Below are 17720 nucleotides of genomic sequence, written 5' to 3' on the forward strand. Positions count from 1 at the left end.
AATCTTTGCTGTCAGAGTTCAAAGCCCGGCTTGTGGGGATCGAGAAGCACAGACGGCAGCCCGATCATTGTCGGCCCGCTGGTGTAAAGCAGCGACGCCTCCACGCTGCGCGTGGGGAAGACCACTTCCAGCGCCGCCACATAGGCGGCCATTTGCCGGACATGGGCTGCGGGTATGTCCGCAATGCTATTGGGGATGAAGCGCCCGGTCTTGAAATCGACGATATGCACGCGCTCGTCCGTGACCAGAAGGCGGTCAACCGTCCCGGCGACGACAGCCTCCCCCACAATGGCGGCGATCGGCGCCTCGGCAAGGGCGTCGGGGCCGAAAATCTCGGCAAAGCGGGGTTGGTCGATGATCGCCAGCGCGTGATCGATTAGCACCTGCCGTGCGCCCGCGTCCGCTATTCCGGCCGATCGTTCCAGCCAGCGGTCGGCGCAGTCCCGCCGCTCGCTCGGCTCAACATCCGGCAGGCGCTCGAACAGGGCATGCAGCAGCTTTCCTCGCTCAGCCGCAGCGCGCAGGGCGGGACCAGGCGGAGGGTCGGGCGTGTCATCCTCGATCGCGCCGGTCGGCGCCAAGGGACGCGGTGGTCGTGCCTCGTCTGGAGCATTGCGCGTGAGCCAGTCGGGCACCGTATGTGCCGATCCCGCATCCCGCGCCGCGGCCGGTTCGGCACGCGCGGGCTTCAGGCGTTCAAGCCCCGTCCAACGGCCCGCAGCGCCCCAGCGGGGATCCTCCTTCCACACGCCACCCAGCGCCGCCAGCGCGCGAGAGGCCGCGCCGAACCAGCTTTGCGCCGGGATTTCTCCCTTCGCGCGTTTTCCCAGCGTTCCGGTCAACACCAGTCGTTCCTCCGCACGCGTCATGGCGACGTACATCAACCGCCAATGCTCCTCACGCTCCGCCTGCTCGGCGGCCTGCCGGGCGGTGGCGATCATGGGGATCTGTTCCCCCTTGCGCGGCGGGATGAGGGGCAGGACGATGCCCTCACCCGCCGTCCAGTCGAGCCCATCGCGCCCGCCGACCCGCTCGGGATCGGCAGCCGCATCGGCAAGGATGACCACCGGGGCCTGCAACCCCTTCGCGCCATGGACCGTCAGCAGGCGGACGGCGTCGCTTTGTCCGTCATCCTCGCGCTTGATGTCGCCCTCCGCGCGGTCGAACCAATCGATAAACGGCTGAAGACCCGGCGTGTCGTCCTGCTCGAAATCCAGCGCCGCCTGCAGCAGCTCGTCGATGGCGTCGCGCGCCTCTTCGCCCAGCCGTTCGACAAGGCGACGGCGGCCCAGCATCGGGCCGGACAGGATGCGCTCCAGCAAACGGTACGGCGTCACGAAATCGGCTTGCGCAAGAATATCGGACAGAGCGGCGATATCCGGGCCACCCGCCGCCGCCTGCGCACGCAGGTGGCGCCACAGCCCATCCCGGCGGGGAATGGCTGCAGAGAGAAGATCCTCCTGACTCCAGCCGATAAGCGGCGACACGAGCAGGTTGGCGAGGTTGAGGTCATCCTCGGGCTGCGCGGCGAAGCGCAGCGCCGCCATCAGGTCGCGCACGGCCAGCGGCGCCTGCAACCGCAACCGGTCGATCCCCGCCACCGGCACGCCCGCCTCGTACAGGCGCGCGACGATCAGACGCGCAAGATCCCCCCGCTTGCGCAGCAGGATCATGACGTCACCGGGCCGGAGGGGTCTGCCCCGGCTTTGCAGCATCAACCCGTCCGACAGCCATTCCCGGATCTGCTCGGCGATCTTCTGCGCGAGCAGCCGCTGATGATCGGCCAGCCAGTCTTCCTCACCCTCCGGCGTGTCGTCGGCCCCTGCGTCCTCGGCCATGCCCGCGGCTATGGGCCTCCACAGGGTAACCTCGCCGGGGAACGGCCGCGCGCTGCTGTGGCGCACGGCATCACTCGCCAGACCCAGATTTTCTGGCCCCACTTCGGCCACCGTCGCATCGACGATCTCCAGCACGGCGGGAACAGAGCGAAAGCTCTCGTCCAGCGAAAGATCGTGGAAATCATGGTCTGCGGCCAGCGCGAGACTTCGGAAACGGTCCCGCGCGTCGGAAAAGGCGCGCGGGCTGGTGCCCTGAAAGCCAAAGATCGCCTGTTTGAAATCGCCTACCGTAAAGAGCGTGCGCATCCGTTCGCCCTGCGCGCCCAGCCCAGCGAAAAACTCATCTGCCAACGCGCCGATGATCCGCCATTGGCGATCGTTGGTGTCCTGCGCCTCATCCACCAGAATATGATCGGTGCGCTGGTCGAGCTTGAAACGGATCCACTCCGAGATGCCGGGCTGGTGGAGCAATGTGGCAGCCCGAGCGATCAGATCATCATAATCCACCGCCGCAGCCGAGCGCTTCGCCGCCTCATAAGCGCGGGCAAAGGCACGCCCGGCATGGAGCGCCTGCGCCAGCAGATCGGCATAGGCCACCCAGTCGCGGAGCTCGACAAGTTGCTTGCACCGCTCCCCGACACGCAGCGCCAGCGCCTCATAATCCGGTTCGGCTTCCACCAGCTTCTTCTGGACAGCCTTCGGCTCGTCCTTGGTCGTGAACACGCAGGATTTGAGCACCGCCAGCCCCTCGGCCCGCTGCTCCTCGGGAAAGCCACGCCATGCCCGCAGCTTTGCCGCCGTTTCCAGACCGGTCTTGGTACCCCAGGCTTCATTGGCGGCCACCAGGCGAGAGATGGCGGCCATGTCAAACAGATCGTCGCTGCAAGCCAGCGCGATGACGTCGTTCACATCGCCTTCCGGCAATTCGAACGCGGCGAACAGCGCATGGCGGATGTCGGGATCGAGCGCCTGCAACGCGTCGTGCGCCGCCCCACAGCGCAACAGATAGCGTTCCGCTTTCTCCTCGCCCATGCGCAGCGCCATCGCCTGCAAGGCGGTGATCAGCACTTCGTCCTTCGCGCTTTCCGCCTGGAGCACCACATTGGTCAGCGTGCGGCGCGCGAGGTCGCGCTGCTCCCGCTCCTCCAGCGCCCGGAAACCGGGAATGAGCCCGGCCTCCATCGGGAACGACGCGAGCAGTTGCTGGCAGAAGCCGTGGATCGTCTGGATGCGCAGCCCGCCGCCGGTCGCTTCCAGCACGCGCGCAAACAGCAGCCGCGCCTGCGCCTGGGCGTCGGGGCCATGATCCTCACCCAGCGCCATCAGGTCGCTGGCCAGTTCCGGACCATCCATCTGCACCCACGCGGCGAGGCGGCTGTGGATCCGCTCCGCCATTTCGGATGCGCCCGCCTTGGTGAAGGTCAGGCACAGGATGTTTTCCGGACTTACGCCGCCGAGCAACAGCCGATAGACACGCGCGGTCAGCACATGCGTCTTGCCAGTGCCTGCGGAGGCCGACAGCCAGACATGCGCGTCCGGCCCAGCGGCCCGGGCCTGCGCCCCGCGCAGCGCCTGAAGGGCGGATACCGCCCTAGCCATTGCCCTGTCCCCGGCCGTACCATTCTTCCAGCCGCATCAACTGGTCATATTCGCCATAGCTGGGAAGTTCCGGGTTCAATACCGCCGTAAAGGGTGCGTCGCCGGTCAGCCAGCTTTCCGCCGCCGCAGCGAAATGCGCAGCGGCATGACGGGTGAGATCGGCGGTAGCGACCTTGCGGTCCGTGCCCGCTTCGGCTGTCGGCAGTTCCCGATAACCGAAGCTGTCGCCTTTCTTGCCCATCGACCAATATTCGAACCCGCCGGCACGGCGCGCGCCATGGAGATCGGGGAAGCCGCCCTGTTCCGCGATCAGCCCAAGAAGACCGAGTTGCAGAGCATAGCCCGCCTTCACCTGCCGCGCCGCAGGCGGCTTGCCGGTCTTGTAATCGACGATCCCGACACTGCCGTCCGGAAAGACATCGATCCGGTCCGCCTTGCCCTTCAGCGTAACCCCCGCGATGTCTATCCTGCCATCCGCTTCCACCAATGCGATGCGACGGCCCTCCGCTTGGTCCTTCGCCACCTCCCCAGCAATCCACTCGATCGCGGCGAGCAGGCGGGGTTGCCACAAGGCGCGCAACAGCGGATGCGCTGTACCCTGCGCCAGAAGGGCGAGCGCCCGCGCCTTCAGCCGTTCGGGATCGCAACCGTCCTCCCGAAACCACAGTTCGAGAATGCGATGGACCGCCGTACCGCGCCACGCCGCGCTGGGATCGGCGTCCACCGCATCGAGCGGCGAAAGCCCCAACACCTTGCGCGCATAGAAGGAATAGGGGTCCGCCGCGAGGCGATCGACATCCGTCACCGCGACCACACGCGGTCGCAGCGCGACAGGGGGCCGGGGCGCCGGTCGCTCAGCAGGTCGTGGCTCTCCCCTACGGTCGATCTCGCTGGCGAGAGAAAGACTTTCGGTCGCCATGCGGAACTGGTCCCCGGCAATCGCCTGCAACCGCAACCAGAAGCGCGACGCCACCGCAGGCGCATTTCCGCTGCGGCGCGAGCGGGTGATGGTAACGCGCGGCGCGCCCAGCCCGCTGGCAAAATCATGCGCGGCAAGGCCGATGCGCCGTTCCAGCCCCGGCAGACCGATTTCCTGCCGGATACGCGGCGCGAGCCACGGGTCGGGGGCGGGCAGCCCGGGCCATGTGCCCTCGTTCAATCCGGCGAGGATCATTACGTCTGCCTGTTGCAACCGTGCCTCGATCAGGCCGTAGATGGCAACGCGCGGGTGGCCGCCCTGCGGAGGGCGCACCGCCACATGACAGAGCAGCCGGTCGAGCAGATCCGGCAGCGCATCGATCGTAAAGATCCGCGGACCAAGATGTACCGCCGCCTCGATGTCCGCAAACAGGTCTGCGGCGGCGTGGCCCTGATGCCCTGCCCAGATACGCTGGTTGGTGAGCGCACCACTTACCTCGCGCAGGACCGCGAACACCGCTTCTGGCTGCTGCCCATCATGCCCCAGCGCTTCGAGTGGGGCGAGCAGAGCGCGCGCCTCCGGCCACCAGGTCGCCACTCGGGCGCGTAGATCCTTCCGCCGGTCAAAATCCCCATCGATCTGTGGCGCAAGCAGCGCATCGATCCCCGCCAGATCGGGTGCAGGGCGCGGCCCGCGCAGCAGCAGGTCGAGACCGCGCACTTGTTCCAGCCACGCGACCCTCGGCTCGCCCGCCATGACAAGCGGATGCTTGAGGAGGTTGAGCAAGGCGACCGGCGCGAACCGTTCCGCCATGACCCGCGCCAGCGCCAGCAGCAACGTGCCGGGCGGCAGCAGGGACAGTGGCTGGCCAGCGCTGTCATCCGCATCAATTCCCCAGCGCCGCAGATGGGCCGATACCCGGGTGGCAAGCGCGCGATCCGGCGTGACAAGCGCGGCGGTACGACCGGGCGTCTCGATCGCCTCACGCAGGATGATCGCGATGGCCTGCGCTTCCTCGGCGGGGGTGGCCGCTTCCAGTGCCCGGACGCCCCGCAGGGTCCGCTCGGCCGCTGCAAGGGTACGCCATTTGCCCGTCTGGCTGGGCACCAGCATGGCGTTCGAGATGTTGCGGCTGCGTTCCGCCCGCGCATCATGCCCCCCGCCCCACCGCCAGAGAGCCACTTCATCGCGCGCCACGCCGATCCGATCGAGCAGGATCTTGAGCGTGAATTGTGGATGGCTTTCGTGGCTGCGCGGCGCGCGTCCGGTGTCGGGATGGGGATCGAATGGTCCGATGGCGTCCCACTCTTCGGATGTCATGTGCTGGTCCAGTTCCGCCAGCACAACCTGCCCCTTCGGCATGCGCGCGACCGTCGCCATGATAGCGCAAACGGCGGGCGCGGTTGTGGACATACCCGCCGCCACGACAAAACCGGACGGCGGAGCATCGCTCCAGCGGCGGGCAACATGGCCCAACAACCGGTTTCGACGATCGGCAAGGTCGATCCGTCCGCGCGCCGCCAACTCCTGCGGCCACTGGTCGAGCACGATGTCGAGCAATTCCAGCGACGCCTGCCAGTGGATCGACAGTTCGCCGGACAGATCAATTTTGCGCAGCGCGCCGGGGTCGACCTGCTCCACCAGCATTTCGTCGAGCGTGCTGCCCAGCGCCTGCGCCAGCCGCATCGCTTCCCCCGCATCGACAGGTCGCCCGACCTTCTGACGCGCCTGCTGGACGAGCCGGGCAAGGATCATCTGGCGCTCGATCGGCGCAATGGCAGGCGGAATGTCCGTCCCGTCGCCTATTCGGTCGAGCGCATTGCCCAGTCGCTCGTCCAGCTCGACATCGCCGACCGGGACGAGGCGGGGCATGAGCAGCCCGCCGCCGGAATGGCGCACGAACGCGTCGCTGATCGCCCGGACGGCGCGGTTGTTAGGCAACAGGATGATGCCACGCGCCAAGGCGAGCGGATCCTTGCCGTGTTGGGCGATCAGGCCGATGGCCAGCGCGTCTGCAAAAGCCCGGTGGGCCGGGATCGTGTAGACCGCCGGACCGCCCCGGTCAGCCATGGGCGATCATCGATTCCACGACCGGAATGGCTTGCGGCGTCCCCACATCGAACCACAGCCCCTGATGCGATGCGCCGAACAGCCGCCCCGCCTCGATCGCGCGGTTCCAGAAGACGTTGGTTGAGAACACGTCCCCCGGCGGATCGCGCAACAGGCGCGGCGACATGATTTGGACGCCGGTGAACACGAAAGGCGCAATATGCGAGGGCTTGCGTCGGCTCAGTCGTCCCTGCGGATCCATGTGGAAATCGCCCGGACCGCTGTGGCAGGTCGCGCGGGCATTGGGTACCACCAGCAGCAGCGCGTCCATCCTTTGGTCATCCCACAGCTCCGCCAACATCGCGATCGTGTCGCGCGGGCCATCGATCCAGAGATTGTCGCTGTTGGCGCACAGGAAGGGTGCGTCGCCCAGCAGCGGCGCAGCTTTCATCAATCCTCCACCGGTTTCGAGCAACGCGTCCCGCTCGTCCGAAATGATGATCTCCATTGCCGACCGCCGAGCTTTGACGTGCGCGATCACCGTGTCCGCCAGATAATGGACGTTGACGATCGTCCGCCGGATGCCGGCCGCTTCCAAGCGGTCCAGCGCATGATCCATCAACGGCTGACCCGCCACCCTGACGAGCGGCTTGGGGCGAGTGGCGGTGAGCGGGCGCATACGCTTTCCCAGCCCCGCCGCCATCAGCATGGCTGTGTCGAGTGTGGTGCTCATGCAGGGACGAAGGCGGCGAGCGCCTGGTGACGATGTTCCGCGTTGATATTGGCGTCAAACCAGTCTGCGACAGGGCCAAGCGCGGGGTGCGCCAGATCGCGTTCCAGCAGATCCCACATGCGCGGCAGAAAGGAGAGGTAGCGCGGCTTGCCGTCCCGCTTCCACAGCCGAGTAAAGATACCGATGATCTTGGCGTTGCGCTGGGCGCCGAGCACCGCGTAGGCGGCGTCGAACTGCCCGCGGGGCGCAGCGAGCTGCTTGTAAAGCGCGAGCATCTCCGCCTCCAGCTCGGGCGAAACATCGCGGCGCGCGTCCTGCAACAGCGAAACGAGATCATAGGCCGGATGCCCGACCAGCGCGTCCTGAAAATCGAGCAGACCAAGGTTGAGCGCATCATCGCGCCCGTCGATCAGCATGATGTTCTCGGCATGATAATCGCGCAGCACGGTTACACGCGGGGCATCATCCCGCTCGACCACCGGCAGCACGGCGTCCCATGCCGCGCCATAGCCCAGCTCATCCACCGGCAGACCGATCGCCGGACAGTACCATTCGGTCAGCAACCCCGCTTCCCGCTGATATACAGCCCGGTCATAGGGCGGCGCGTCAACCGGCGGCAGTTTGTGCAAACGGGCAAGCAGGCTCACCGCGCGGGTGTAGACGGCATGTTCCTCCTCGGGGGCAGCCTCACAGTGCTCACGCACGCGGGCATCGCCGAAGTCCTCCAGCAGCACCAGCCCATGCTCCAGATCCCGACCGATGATCGCGGGGGCGGCAAAACCCTGCGCGCCCAGATGCTCGGCGATGGAAAGGAACGGGCGCGGATCTTCGTGCGGCGGGGGGGCGTCCATCAAAACCGCGCGGCGCGCGCCGTCGATGACCCGGAAATAGCGCCGGAAGGACGCATCGCCCGCCAGCGGTACGACCATGGCGTCTCCCCAGCCCAGTCGCGCGAGGAAAGGCTGTGCCGCTGCGGGCGGAATCATGTCAGTGACCATCTGCCCTTCCAAGCTGGCGGAACATGGGCTGTCAAGCGTCGCGATCCATCCTCGTCCACCGCAATGTCGATCAGCAGGGCATCGGGCCACAGCCGCTCCCCCAGACGGTCCGGCCATTCGATGACCAGCGCGCCGTCCGACAAATAATCGTCGAGGCCCAGTTCCTCCGCCTGATCCGGCCCGTCGAGCCGATACAGATCGACATGGGTGAGTGAAAGACGGACCTCAGGCGGCGCATAGGGCTGGACAATGGCAAATGTCGGGCTGGGGGCTTCTTCCTCCAACCCCAAAGCGCTCAGCAGTCCGCGCGTGAGCGTCGTCTTGCCCGCCCCCAATCCGCCGCGCAGGGCTATGATGTCGCCAGCCGCGAGAACGGCGGCAAGCGATGCGCCGATGCCGATCAACTCCGCCTCCCCCACCCCGGAGCGTTCATCCACGCGCAGCGCCTCCCGTGGGCAACTCCGCGCGGGGCAAATCACCACGGGGAAGCTCCATGGTCAGCATCGTCCCCTGCCCCACTTCCGACACGAGAGTGAGCTTGCCGCCATGCGCTTCAACAAGTTGCTTTGCGAGCGGCAGGCCGAGACCGATCGTCTCGCTCCGCTTCCTCTCCGCGATATGGCTGAACCGGTCGAATGCCCGTGCCTGCGCCCGCGCATCCATGCCGGGGCCGTTATCCGAAACGATGAGGCGGGCCGACTGCACCTGCCCGTCACCATGGATAAGGATGCGCCCCCCTGCGGGCAGATATTCGACCGCATTGTCGAGCAGGCGGTCGATCGCCTGCCCGATGCGGCGCGCGTCGCCCATCACCCGGCCGATCGACTGCTTGATGTCGACCACGACCTCGATCTTCTTCTCAGCGGCCGCCGCCACGCAACGCCCGGCGCAGTCCCGCGCCACCGCCGCGAGATCGACCGGCGCGCGCTCGAGCGGCAATGTTCCCGCCTCGCCCTGGGTCAGGTCGAGCACCGTATCGATCATCTGCGAAAGCTTCTCAGTGCTCGTCATGATCGCGTCGACATATTCGCGCGCTGTTGTCGGCAGCTTGCCCGCATAGCCGGCCTTCATCATCTCTGCGAAACCGGCAATCGAGGTTAGCGGCGTGCGCAGATCATAGCTCATATTGGCAAGGAACGCGGTCTTGACCTTGTCGGCCTGCTCCAGCGCCTCATTCTGCTCACGCAGGACGCTCTCGATACGGCGGCTGTCGGTGACGTCGAGCATCGTGAAGAGGGCATTGCCATCAGGCAGCGGGATGGCGGCGAAATCGAACGTACGCCCGTCCGCGAAAATCACGCGGCCGTTGCGCTGCTTGCGTTCGACCGTAGCGGAGCGGACAAGTTCGCGCACCACGCTCGCCTGCGGCGGCTTGGCGAGGCGGGCGGCGTTGCTATTCATGAACTCGTCGATGCGCGGATGCGCGGCAAGCGCCGCTTCGTCCAGATCCCATATCTTGCGAAAACGGTTGTTCCACAAATGCAGACGCCCGTCCGCCGCGAACACACCAATCCCCTCGAACAAGCTATCAAAGGTTGCGGTGCGCACGCGCAGCAGCGTGTCGCGCGCACTGGACAGCTGGACCTGCTCGGTGCGATCCTCGAAGATCATCAGCAGTCCGCCATCGGGCAAAGGCTGCGCAAAGACACGCAGATGCGTCCCGTCGGCCAGCAGCCAGTTTTCCTCGCGGGGATCGGACGAAAGGAACCAGTCCCGCCGCTCCGCGCGCCAGGCCGGGAAATCCCGATGCTCGGGGATGCGTCCGGCTTCCCGCATCCGGTCGAGCACCCGCTCGAACGGCGGCTCGCCCACCAGATGATCGGGATCAAGCGCGAACAGGCTGATGAATGGTTGATTCCAAAAGGTCAGCGAGCGGTCGCGGCCGAACTGCGCGACACCGGCGGACAGGCGGTCCAGCATGTCACGCTGCGTCGCCATGATCCGCGTCTGCTCGGCGCGGGCACTCTCCAGTTCCTGCCGGTCGATGGCGAATCCCGCGACGCCACTTTCTCCGGGCAAGGGCACCTCGAACACTTCCAGCATGCGCCGCTCGCCGTGCAGCGTGGCGGGACCGACACGGGTACGGGGACGGCCCTCCGCCATGATCGACAGCGCAGCCTGCTGCGGAGTGATGCCGTCAATCGGTTCGACCAGCTCAATCGCGTCGTTGATCACCTGTGCGGCGTCCTCCGCTTCTACGGCCCGCACATAGGCACTATTGACGAGCGAGAGGCGTGCGTCGCGCGTACGGTGCCACATCGGCAACGGGGCCACCTCGATCAGACCCGACAGCGCCTCCAGCGCATCGTGGTAATTGGCGCATTGCTGTTCGAGCTGCTCGATGCGGGCCTGGGTTTCCGTCGCATCGAAAATCCAGACAATGACACCCCCTGCGTTGGCGAGTTCAGGACCGGCGGGTGCTCCTCGTACCAGCAACGATCGGCTCGACCCTACCGCCTGCACGGCGCGCACGAACCCGCGCGACGCGCGCTGCGCAGCGGCGATATCTGCGGCCAGCGCCTCGCCATCCGACGGGCGCAGTCCACCATCAATGGCCGTCAGTTCCGAAATATATTGCGGCGAGGTTTCGCGCCCCAGCCAGCTCGCCAGTCGGGCGGGCGCCTCGATCCGGCCGTCGGGACGAATCAGCACGGGGATGGCAGGCGCCGACTGGAGCAGATTCGCCAGCCGGTCCCCCTGCCCCTTTGCATGCTGCGCGGCCCGGCGCATGGCAAGGCCGCTCTGTACTGCCCAGACACCCGCACCCAGCCAGATCGCGGCAAGCGCCCCCAGCAGAACCATGGCTATGGGAGACAGAGCAATCACCGCCGCATCCACCCCGTCATGCCCAGAATTTGATCGTTCATGACTGCCGACTAAACCAAAGTCGGACCGGCGCAAAGCATCTGCGTCTGAACCGACGTGAAAAAGGGGCAGATGACCAGCACCCGCCCCTTTTCGATGGCCCTCACATCAGTCCGTTCGGGCTGAGCCTGTCGAAGCCCTGTTCTGCCCTTCCAGAAGAATGGCCCTTCGACAAGCTCAGGGCGAACGGAATTGAGACTTTGCGTGATCTTAATACCGATAATGATCGGGCTTGAACGGGCCACTCTCGCTGACGCCGATATAGGCCGCTTGCTTCGGGCTCAGCTTCGAGAGCTTCACGCCCAGCTTTTCGAGATGCAGCGCCGCGACTTTTTCGTCCAGGTGCTTGGGCAGCACATAGACGCGGTTCTCATAATCGCTGGACTTGGTCCACAATTCGATCTGCGCCAGCACCTGATTGGTGAAGCTCGATGACATGACGAAGCTCGGGTGGCCAGTCGCGCAGCCCAGATTCACGAGGCGGCCCTTGGCGAGCACGATAATCTGCTTTCCATCCGGAAATTCAACCAGATCGGTGCCCGGCTTTACTTCCGTCCACTTGTAGTTGCTGAGCGCCGAGATCTGGATCTCGCTGTCGAAGTGCCCGATGTTGCTGACGATCGCCATCGGCTTCATCGCCTTCATATGCTCGGCGGTAATGACGTCCTCATTGCCCGTCGCTGTCACGAAGATGTCGCAGCGGGTGACGGCTTCTTCCATCGTTACGACTTCATAGCCTTCCATTGCCGCCTGCAGCGCACAGATGGGGTCAACCTCTGTTACCATGACGCGTGCGCCGCCCTGGCGCAGCGAAGCCGCCGAACCCTTGCCGACGTCGCCGAAGCCCGCAACGCACGCTACCTTGCCGGCCAGCATCACGTCGGTCGCGCGGCGGATCGCGTCGACCAGCGATTCCTTGCAGCCATAGAGATTGTCGAACTTGCTCTTCGTCACACTGTCGTTGACGTTGATCGCCGGGAACGGCAGTTCGCCCTTCTTGGCAATTTCATAGAGGCGGTGCACGCCCGTGGTCGTCTCTTCCGAAACGCCCTTGATGTTTTGCACGCTCTTGGTGAGATAACCGGGACGCGTGGCAACGAACGCCTTCAGCGCGCGCTGGAACTCATGCTCTTCCTCATTGCCCGGTTCGGGCAGGGTGGCGCCCGCCTCGATCTTCGCGCCCCACAGTGCGAACATGGTCGCGTCGCCGCCATCGTCGAGGATGATGTTGCAGGTTTCGTCGCCCCAATCGAAGATGCGGCCGACATAGTCCCAATAATCCGCCAGGCTCTCACCCTTGATCGCGAACACCGGCACGCCCGACGCGGCAATGGCGGCGGCGGCGTGGTCCTGCGTCGAGAAGATGTTGCAGGTCGCCCAGCGCACATCGGCACCCAGCGCGACCAGCGTCTCGATCAACACGGCGGTCTGGATCGTCATGTGCAGCGATCCGGTAATGCGCGCGCCCTTTAGCGGCTGCGAAGCCCCGAATTCCTGACGCAGCGCCATGAGGCCCGGCATTTCGGTTTCGGCAATCGCGATCTCGGCGCGGCCATAATCGGCAAGGCCGATGTCGGCGATGACATAATCTTTGGTATCGACAGCGGGGGCAGTGGCCACGCGCATTCTCCTGCTTTGGATGAACCGGGCCGACCGCGCCCCGTCTCCGGGAACACGGGCGGCATGATGGCTCGCCCATAGCAATCGATGGTCTGTCGATCAAGGCAATATAAAGTTTTCTTTAAATAGATTCGGCTGCACCCTGCCGCAGGTCATCACTTCCCCGCCTGCATTGCCACGGTCACGCCACAACGGTCACCCGGAACGCGCGGGGCGGACCCTGCCATCGCGGCAAGCTGCGCCACCGCCTCGGTCGTCGCGGGGGACGCCACTGCCGCGTCGACCACAGAGGCGAAGTCACGGCAATTCATGCCCGCCATACCGCCGCCATAGCTGTTGGCGATTTTCGTCATATAGTCGTCATAGGCCCCCAGCGCCCGCGCCGCGCCCACCGTCTGCGCGAACTGGCCGCGCAGGGTTTCGTTGGCAGCGATCAGCAATTGGCGCTTGCCGCGGATGAACTGGTTATACGGCTCGCTGAAATCGACGCCGGTGATCCGGCACCGCAGGGTCGACACCATCATCATCGTTTCGAAATCACGGATCTGTGCTGCCCGGTACGCCGCGTCCGTCCAGCAACTCGCCGCCATGGCCGGAGCCGCCGACATCATCCCCACCAACGCCGCAACGGTGGCGGCGCTCTTCGCAATCCATTTCATGGTAAACCCCTCAGCAATTCCACTGAAAGCAGAAGTGCCCGAGTGGAATTAAACCGGGGTGATTGAATATCGTAAAGCGAAATTTAGGGTGGACTGTTCACGACGCATTTTGTCGCAGTTTTCCGTGCGTGAGGATCCCAAAGTCAGGCCATGCCGCTCGTTCCCGCCAGCAATCTTGCGTCGACGCCGCTCGCCGCGAATGCCTCCGCCCAGCGGGACTGCGCGGGTATCGCCAGCACATCGGGTGTGAAGGCATCACCCAGGAACCAGCCGTGGCGCTTCATCTCCGATTCCAATTGCCCGGCATCCCACCCGGCATAGCCCAGCGACACGAGATAGCGTTCCGGTCCGCGCCGCTCGGCGATGGCGCGCAGCACATCCAGCGATCCGGAGAGACCCCAATGCGCGTTAACCTGCATGGCGTCCTGCCCGCCCCAATCAAGGCTGTGGAGGACAAAGCCCCGCTGCGGATCGACGGGTCCGCCGCGCAGCACCGGCACCGACTCCAGACCTTCCCCGTCGATATCGAGATTGGCCAGCAGGTCGCGCAGGCTCAGTCCGGCGATGACCTTGCCGATATCGATGCCTAGCGCGCCATGCTCGTCATGCACGCACAGCGCGATCGCCGCCTGGTCGAATTCCGGCGAGCCGATGCCCGGCATCGCGAGCAGCATCCGTCCGGCGAAAAAGCGAGGCGAAAGGTTTTCGGCGAATTGGCCCATGCGACCACGATACGCCCCCGCAGCGCGCCCGGCAACCAAGGGAACGACGCCCTACCCCACGGATGCATCATCACGACATAAAACTTGTGCGACCGGTTGAATTGGCGATAGGAAAACCCGACTTCCCGTCCACTGATCCACAGGCATGCACCGGCGGACAGTTCCGATTTTTCACTCTTCGAGGAGACAGACCATGACCATTGCCAAGGGCGACAAGATCCCCAGCACCACCTTCGTCACAATGACCGAAAACGGTCCCGATCAGGTGTCGAGTGACGAGTTCTTCAAGGGCAAGAAAGTGGCACTTTTCTCGGTTCCTGGCGCGTTCACCCCGACGTGCTCCGCCAAGCATCTTCCCGGCTTCATCGACAAGGCTGACGAACTGAAGGCCAAGGGCGTCGATGTGATTGCGGGGACCGCCGTCAATGACGCATTCGTGATGGGAGCCTGGGGCAAGGCGGCCGGAGCCGATGGCAAGATCACGCTGCTTGCGGATGGCAATGGCGATTTCGCCAAGGCGGTGGGTCTTGAGATGGACGGCAGCAAGTTCGGCATGGGAACGCGCGGCCAGCGCTTCTCGATGATCGTCAACGACGGCGTGGTTGAGGAACTGAACGTCGAAGCCCCCGGCGAGTTCAAGGTATCTTCGGCAGAATATCTGCTCGAACAGCTTTAATCGCCCTGCAAAAACTCTGACATCACCCGCCCCAGCTCGGGGCGGGTGATGCAGCTCATATGCGTGCCGGGAATGGGTGCGTAGACCGCGTTGTGCAATGCGCGGGCGAGCGCGGGCGCGGAGCCATTGTCCTCATCCTCCGTTCCACACACCACCTGAATGGGCAGATCGACCTGCCTTAGAGCGTCCAGATCCACGTCCCCCGGACTTTCGAGCAAGAGCTGTGCCGCGACCGGATCGATTTTCATCGTTTTCATGAACATCACCGCCATGAAATGCGGATCGTCGCGTTTTACGGTGTCGCGCTTTGCGATGGCATCCAGAAAGAATTGTCTGCGCCTCGCCCACCCGGCAAGGCCCTCCAGCCCCATCCCGGCAAGAATTGCCCGACGGGGCCGAACGCCTTCCGCCAACAGCGCGGCGGTCGTGCGTGCGCCCAAGGAAAACCCCCCAAGATCGAAATCATCAAGCTCCAGCGCTGCGATGACAGCGCGCGCATCGCGGATCAGCACCTGCGGCGGATAGGCGGCGGGATCATGCGGCGCGGCGCTCAGACCGTGTGCGCGCAGATCGGGCATGATGACCCGGAATCCGGCGTGGGCCAGCGTCGCGGCATGGCCATATTTGATCCAGTTGACCTCGGCGCTCGAAAACAGCCCGTGAAGCAGCAGCACCGGTCGTGCGTCGGCATCCCCAACTTCGTGCACGGCCAAGGCGGCTCCGTCGAAGCCGGGAACCATAGTGATGCGGGTGTCCGTCAATGCTGCGATGCCTCTGTTTCCAAGCCGGTTATCAAAGACGCAAATTCCGTCTTTTCGCACCGCGTTATCAAGCGACGATCGGCCGTTACCAGTTTCGTGTCCCGGCTTTCCGCAAGCGCAACAAACACACAATCATACATCGGATGATCGAGCGTGAGACTTATTTCCAGTGCCCTAACGACATAAGGGCGGGTTGGGAACACAGTAACAACTTCAGGCAATGTGCGCATAGCCTCTCGCGCCTGCATGTCCGTTATCTCTCCCTTGCGCGCTTTTTTCCACAAAACGTTACCGAATTCGGCGAGCAACAAATCGGGAGCAAGTAACCCCCGAGACAGCAACGTCAGTGCTGCTGCGGTGTCGTGTTCCATTCCGATTCCATTTTCAGGAACAACCCATTTGATGGCCACGCTGGTATCAATGACCAGCATCACTCGCGATGGCCGTCCCGGTCCTCGCGCACCAGGATCTCGGCAGGCGTCTGAGCGACACCAGCGGGCGTCATAGCTCGAATACGCGCGAACTGATCCAACACTTCCTGCCGCCGGGTCTCGCTCATTGGGCGCGCCAGCTTTAACGCCTCCCGCAATTCCGCTTCCAGCGAGCGGGCATTACGCTTCGCCGCCTCACGATAATCCGCGAGCAGTTGTTCATCAAGATTACGAATCAATGCTTGTCCCATGCAGATATGATAGCATAATGCTATCATATCTGTCATCGGTCGAGAGCATCACCCCTTCTTGAGGTGCCGTCGGCCCAAAAGTTCCGCGATCTGTACGGCGTTGAGCGCGGCGCCCTTGCGCAGGTTGTCGCTGACACACCAGATCACAAGGCCGCTGTCGACGGTCGGGTCTTCACGCACGCGGCTGACGAACGTCGCATAATCGCCGACGCACTCCACCGGGGTGACGTATCCACCGTCCTCACGCTTGTCGATCAGCATCACGCCCGGCGCTTCACGCAGGATGGACTGCGCCTTCTTCGCGCTGATCTCATCCTCGAACTCGATATTGATTGCTTCGGAGTGGCCGACGAACACAGGCACGCGCACGCAGGTCGCGACCACCTTGATCTTGGGGTCAAGGATCTTCTTGGTCTCGACGACCATCTTCCACTCTTCCTTGGTGAAGCCGTCATCCAGGAAGCTGTCGATGTGCGGGATCACGTTGAACGCGATCTGCTTGGTGAACTTGTTCGCCACGGCCGGATCACCGACGAAGATATTACGCGACTGCTCGAACAGTTCGTCCATGCCCGCCTTGCCGGCGCCTGACACCGACTGGTAGGTCGAGACGACCACGCGCTTGATCGTCGCGGCGTCGTGCAGCGGCTTCAGGGCCACAACCATCTGCGCGGTCGAGCAATTGGGGTTGGCGATGATGTTCTTCTTCACATAGCCGTCGATTGCGTCCGGGTTCACTTCCGGCACGATCAACGGCACATCGGGATCCATGCGATAGAGCGAGCTGTTGTCGATCACGACGCAACCGGCCGCGGCCGCCTTGGGCGCATAGATTTCCGTCGCGGCAGAACCCACCGCGAACAGCGCAATATCCCATCCGACGAAGTCGAAATGCTCCAGATTCTTGCATTTCAGGATCTTGCCCGTCTCGCCATATTCAATATCCATGCCCGTCGAACGCGAAGATGCGACAGCGGCGATCTCGTCCGCCGGGAATTCCCGTTCGGCGAGGATATTCAACATTTCGCGGCCCACATTTCCGGTGGCTCCGACGACGACGACACGATAACCCAATGTATTGCTCCCATTTGGCGCAGAGGTAACAGGTCCGCGCCGATAGCGGATTGTCGCCGCTACGGAAAGAGGAGAGTTTGACGCGCTTTGCGGTCAGCCCGCCCGCGCGATATCCACTGCCAGTCCGACCCACATGGCGAGCAACACCGCGCACGATGCGACATACACCAAAAACCGGGCCGGAATCGGTCCTTTGCGAATGTGGATGGCACTGTGCACCGCACGCAACGCGACATAGGTCCACGCCAACGCGACCTGTAGGCCATTGGCCTGCCCGGTGACCATCAGCAGGATCACGACGGCAAAAAACAGCACCGGCATTTCAAAAAGGTTGGCGAGATTGTTTGCGGGCATCTCCACCGGCTGAAAATAGCGTAAGGAGGATTCCTGCGTGGCGAACGTGGTGTCCGTCGGCGGCTGGCGTTTTATCAGGGCGATGCGCCCCACATACATGACCAGCCACACGCCGTAGGTGAGCGAGACCAGCGCAAACGCTGGCCAAAAAATTGCCGTCTGCATCCTGCC

15 protein-coding genes are annotated in these 17720 nt (G+C 64.3%); 1 reads left to right on the forward strand and 14 read right to left on the reverse strand.

Annotation, left to right across the window (positions count from 1 at the left end; genetic code table 11):
- Positions 1-11: 11 nt before the first annotated feature.
- The 9 genes from addA to FHS92_RS04600 all read right to left on the reverse strand — a co-directional run bounded on the left by addA (position 12) and on the right by FHS92_RS04600 (position 14002).
- The gene (gene addA, locus FHS92_RS04560) at positions 12-3437 is read right to left on the reverse strand and encodes a double-strand break repair helicase AddA (RefSeq protein WP_184077873.1); all 3426 of its coding nucleotides are present in this window, start codon (positions 3435-3437) and stop codon (positions 12-14) included.
- Complete coding sequence (gene addB, locus FHS92_RS04565; protein ID WP_184077875.1) at positions 3430-6426, reverse strand: double-strand break repair protein AddB; 2997 nt, start codon at positions 6424-6426, stop codon at positions 3430-3432. The genes addA and addB overlap by 8 nt, the downstream gene beginning before the upstream one ends.
- Positions 6419-7138 (reverse strand): nucleotidyltransferase family protein, encoded by a 720-nt coding sequence (locus FHS92_RS04570; protein WP_246351757.1) that lies wholly within the window; start codon positions 7136-7138, stop codon positions 6419-6421. The genes addB and FHS92_RS04570 overlap by 8 nt, the downstream gene beginning before the upstream one ends.
- Positions 7135-8124, reverse strand: a complete 990-nt coding sequence (locus tag FHS92_RS04575; protein WP_184078798.1) for an aminoglycoside phosphotransferase family protein — start codon at positions 8122-8124, stop codon at positions 7135-7137. The genes FHS92_RS04570 and FHS92_RS04575 overlap by 4 nt, the downstream gene beginning before the upstream one ends.
- Positions 8121-8573, reverse strand: a complete 453-nt coding sequence (tsaE, locus tag FHS92_RS04580; RefSeq protein ID WP_343056651.1) for a tRNA (adenosine(37)-N6)-threonylcarbamoyltransferase complex ATPase subunit type 1 TsaE — start codon at positions 8571-8573, stop codon at positions 8121-8123. Before tsaE ends, FHS92_RS04575 begins: the two co-directional genes overlap by 4 nt.
- Entirely contained in the window at positions 8566-10959 is a 2394-nt protein-coding gene (locus tag FHS92_RS04585) for a PAS-domain containing protein (RefSeq protein WP_184078800.1), read from the reverse strand. The genes tsaE and FHS92_RS04585 overlap by 8 nt, the downstream gene beginning before the upstream one ends.
- Positions 10960-11211: 252 nt before the next feature.
- Positions 11212-12627, reverse strand: coding sequence for an adenosylhomocysteinase (gene ahcY, locus FHS92_RS04590; RefSeq protein WP_184077877.1), 1416 nt, complete (start codon positions 12625-12627; stop codon positions 11212-11214).
- Between the two features lie 149 nt (positions 12628-12776).
- Positions 12777-13280 (reverse strand): hypothetical protein, encoded by a 504-nt coding sequence (locus FHS92_RS04595; RefSeq protein ID WP_184077879.1) that lies wholly within the window; start codon positions 13278-13280, stop codon positions 12777-12779.
- Between the two features lie 143 nt (positions 13281-13423).
- Positions 13424-14002, reverse strand: coding sequence for a YqgE/AlgH family protein (locus FHS92_RS04600; RefSeq protein ID WP_184077881.1), 579 nt, complete (start codon positions 14000-14002; stop codon positions 13424-13426).
- A 193-nt stretch (positions 14003-14195) separates the two neighbouring features.
- On the opposite strand from FHS92_RS04600, the gene FHS92_RS04605 reads away from it, so the two are divergent.
- A complete protein-coding gene (locus tag FHS92_RS04605) occupies positions 14196-14678 on the forward strand; it encodes a peroxiredoxin (RefSeq protein ID WP_184077883.1) in 483 nt (160 codons plus the stop codon).
- On the opposite strand, the gene FHS92_RS04610 is transcribed toward FHS92_RS04605, so the two are convergent.
- The 5 genes from FHS92_RS04610 to FHS92_RS04630 all read right to left on the reverse strand — a co-directional run bounded on the left by FHS92_RS04610 (position 14675) and on the right by FHS92_RS04630 (position 17714).
- A complete protein-coding gene (locus FHS92_RS04610; protein WP_246351758.1) occupies positions 14675-15439 on the reverse strand; it encodes an alpha/beta fold hydrolase in 765 nt (254 codons plus the stop codon). The genes FHS92_RS04605 and FHS92_RS04610 overlap by 4 nt on opposite strands.
- Complete coding sequence (locus tag FHS92_RS04615) at positions 15436-15870, reverse strand: type II toxin-antitoxin system VapC family toxin (RefSeq protein ID WP_184077885.1); 435 nt, start codon at positions 15868-15870, stop codon at positions 15436-15438. Before FHS92_RS04615 ends, FHS92_RS04610 begins: the two co-directional genes overlap by 4 nt.
- The gene (locus FHS92_RS04620) at positions 15870-16109 is read right to left on the reverse strand and encodes a FitA-like ribbon-helix-helix domain-containing protein (RefSeq protein WP_221230956.1); all 240 of its coding nucleotides are present in this window, start codon (positions 16107-16109) and stop codon (positions 15870-15872) included. The genes FHS92_RS04615 and FHS92_RS04620 overlap by 1 nt, the downstream gene beginning before the upstream one ends.
- 60 nt (positions 16110-16169) lie before the next feature.
- A complete protein-coding gene (locus tag FHS92_RS04625; protein WP_184077887.1) occupies positions 16170-17195 on the reverse strand; it encodes an aspartate-semialdehyde dehydrogenase in 1026 nt (341 codons plus the stop codon).
- A gap of 93 nt (positions 17196-17288) precedes the next feature.
- A complete protein-coding gene (locus tag FHS92_RS04630; RefSeq protein WP_184077889.1) occupies positions 17289-17714 on the reverse strand; it encodes an MAPEG family protein in 426 nt (141 codons plus the stop codon).
- Between the last annotated feature and the right edge of the window lie 6 nt (positions 17715-17720).

It is taken from the genome of Sphingobium subterraneum (assembly GCF_014199435.1).
Classification (GTDB): Bacteria; Pseudomonadota; Alphaproteobacteria; order Sphingomonadales; family Sphingomonadaceae; genus Sphingobium; species Sphingobium subterraneum.

Bases quoted from the DNA above. Each gene is read 5' to 3' on its own strand.
- addA (WP_184077873.1), bottom strand. From the start codon at position 3,437: ATGGCTAGGGCGGTATCCGCCCTTCAGGCGCTGCGCGGGGCGCAGGCC.
- addB (WP_184077875.1), bottom strand. From the start codon at position 6,426: ATGGCTGACCGGGGCGGTCCGGCGGTCTACACGATCCCGGCCCACCGG.
- FHS92_RS04570 (WP_246351757.1), bottom strand. From the start codon at position 7,138: ATGAGCACCACACTCGACACAGCCATGCTGATGGCGGCGGGGCTGGGA.
- FHS92_RS04575 (WP_184078798.1), bottom strand. From the start codon at position 8,124: ATGATTCCGCCCGCAGCGGCACAGCCTTTCCTCGCGCGACTGGGCTGG.
- ahcY (WP_184077877.1), bottom strand. From the start codon at position 12,627: ATGCGCGTGGCCACTGCCCCCGCTGTCGATACCAAAGATTATGTCATC.
- FHS92_RS04595 (WP_184077879.1), bottom strand. From the start codon at position 13,280: ATGAAATGGATTGCGAAGAGCGCCGCCACCGTTGCGGCGTTGGTGGGG.
- FHS92_RS04600 (WP_184077881.1), bottom strand. From the start codon at position 14,002: ATGGGCCAATTCGCCGAAAACCTTTCGCCTCGCTTTTTCGCCGGACGG.
- FHS92_RS04605 (WP_184077883.1), top strand. From the start codon at position 14,196: ATGACCATTGCCAAGGGCGACAAGATCCCCAGCACCACCTTCGTCACA.
- FHS92_RS04615 (WP_184077885.1), bottom strand. From the start codon at position 15,870: ATGCTGGTCATTGATACCAGCGTGGCCATCAAATGGGTTGTTCCTGAA.
- FHS92_RS04630 (WP_184077889.1), bottom strand. From the start codon at position 17,714: ATGCAGACGGCAATTTTTTGGCCAGCGTTTGCGCTGGTCTCGCTCACC.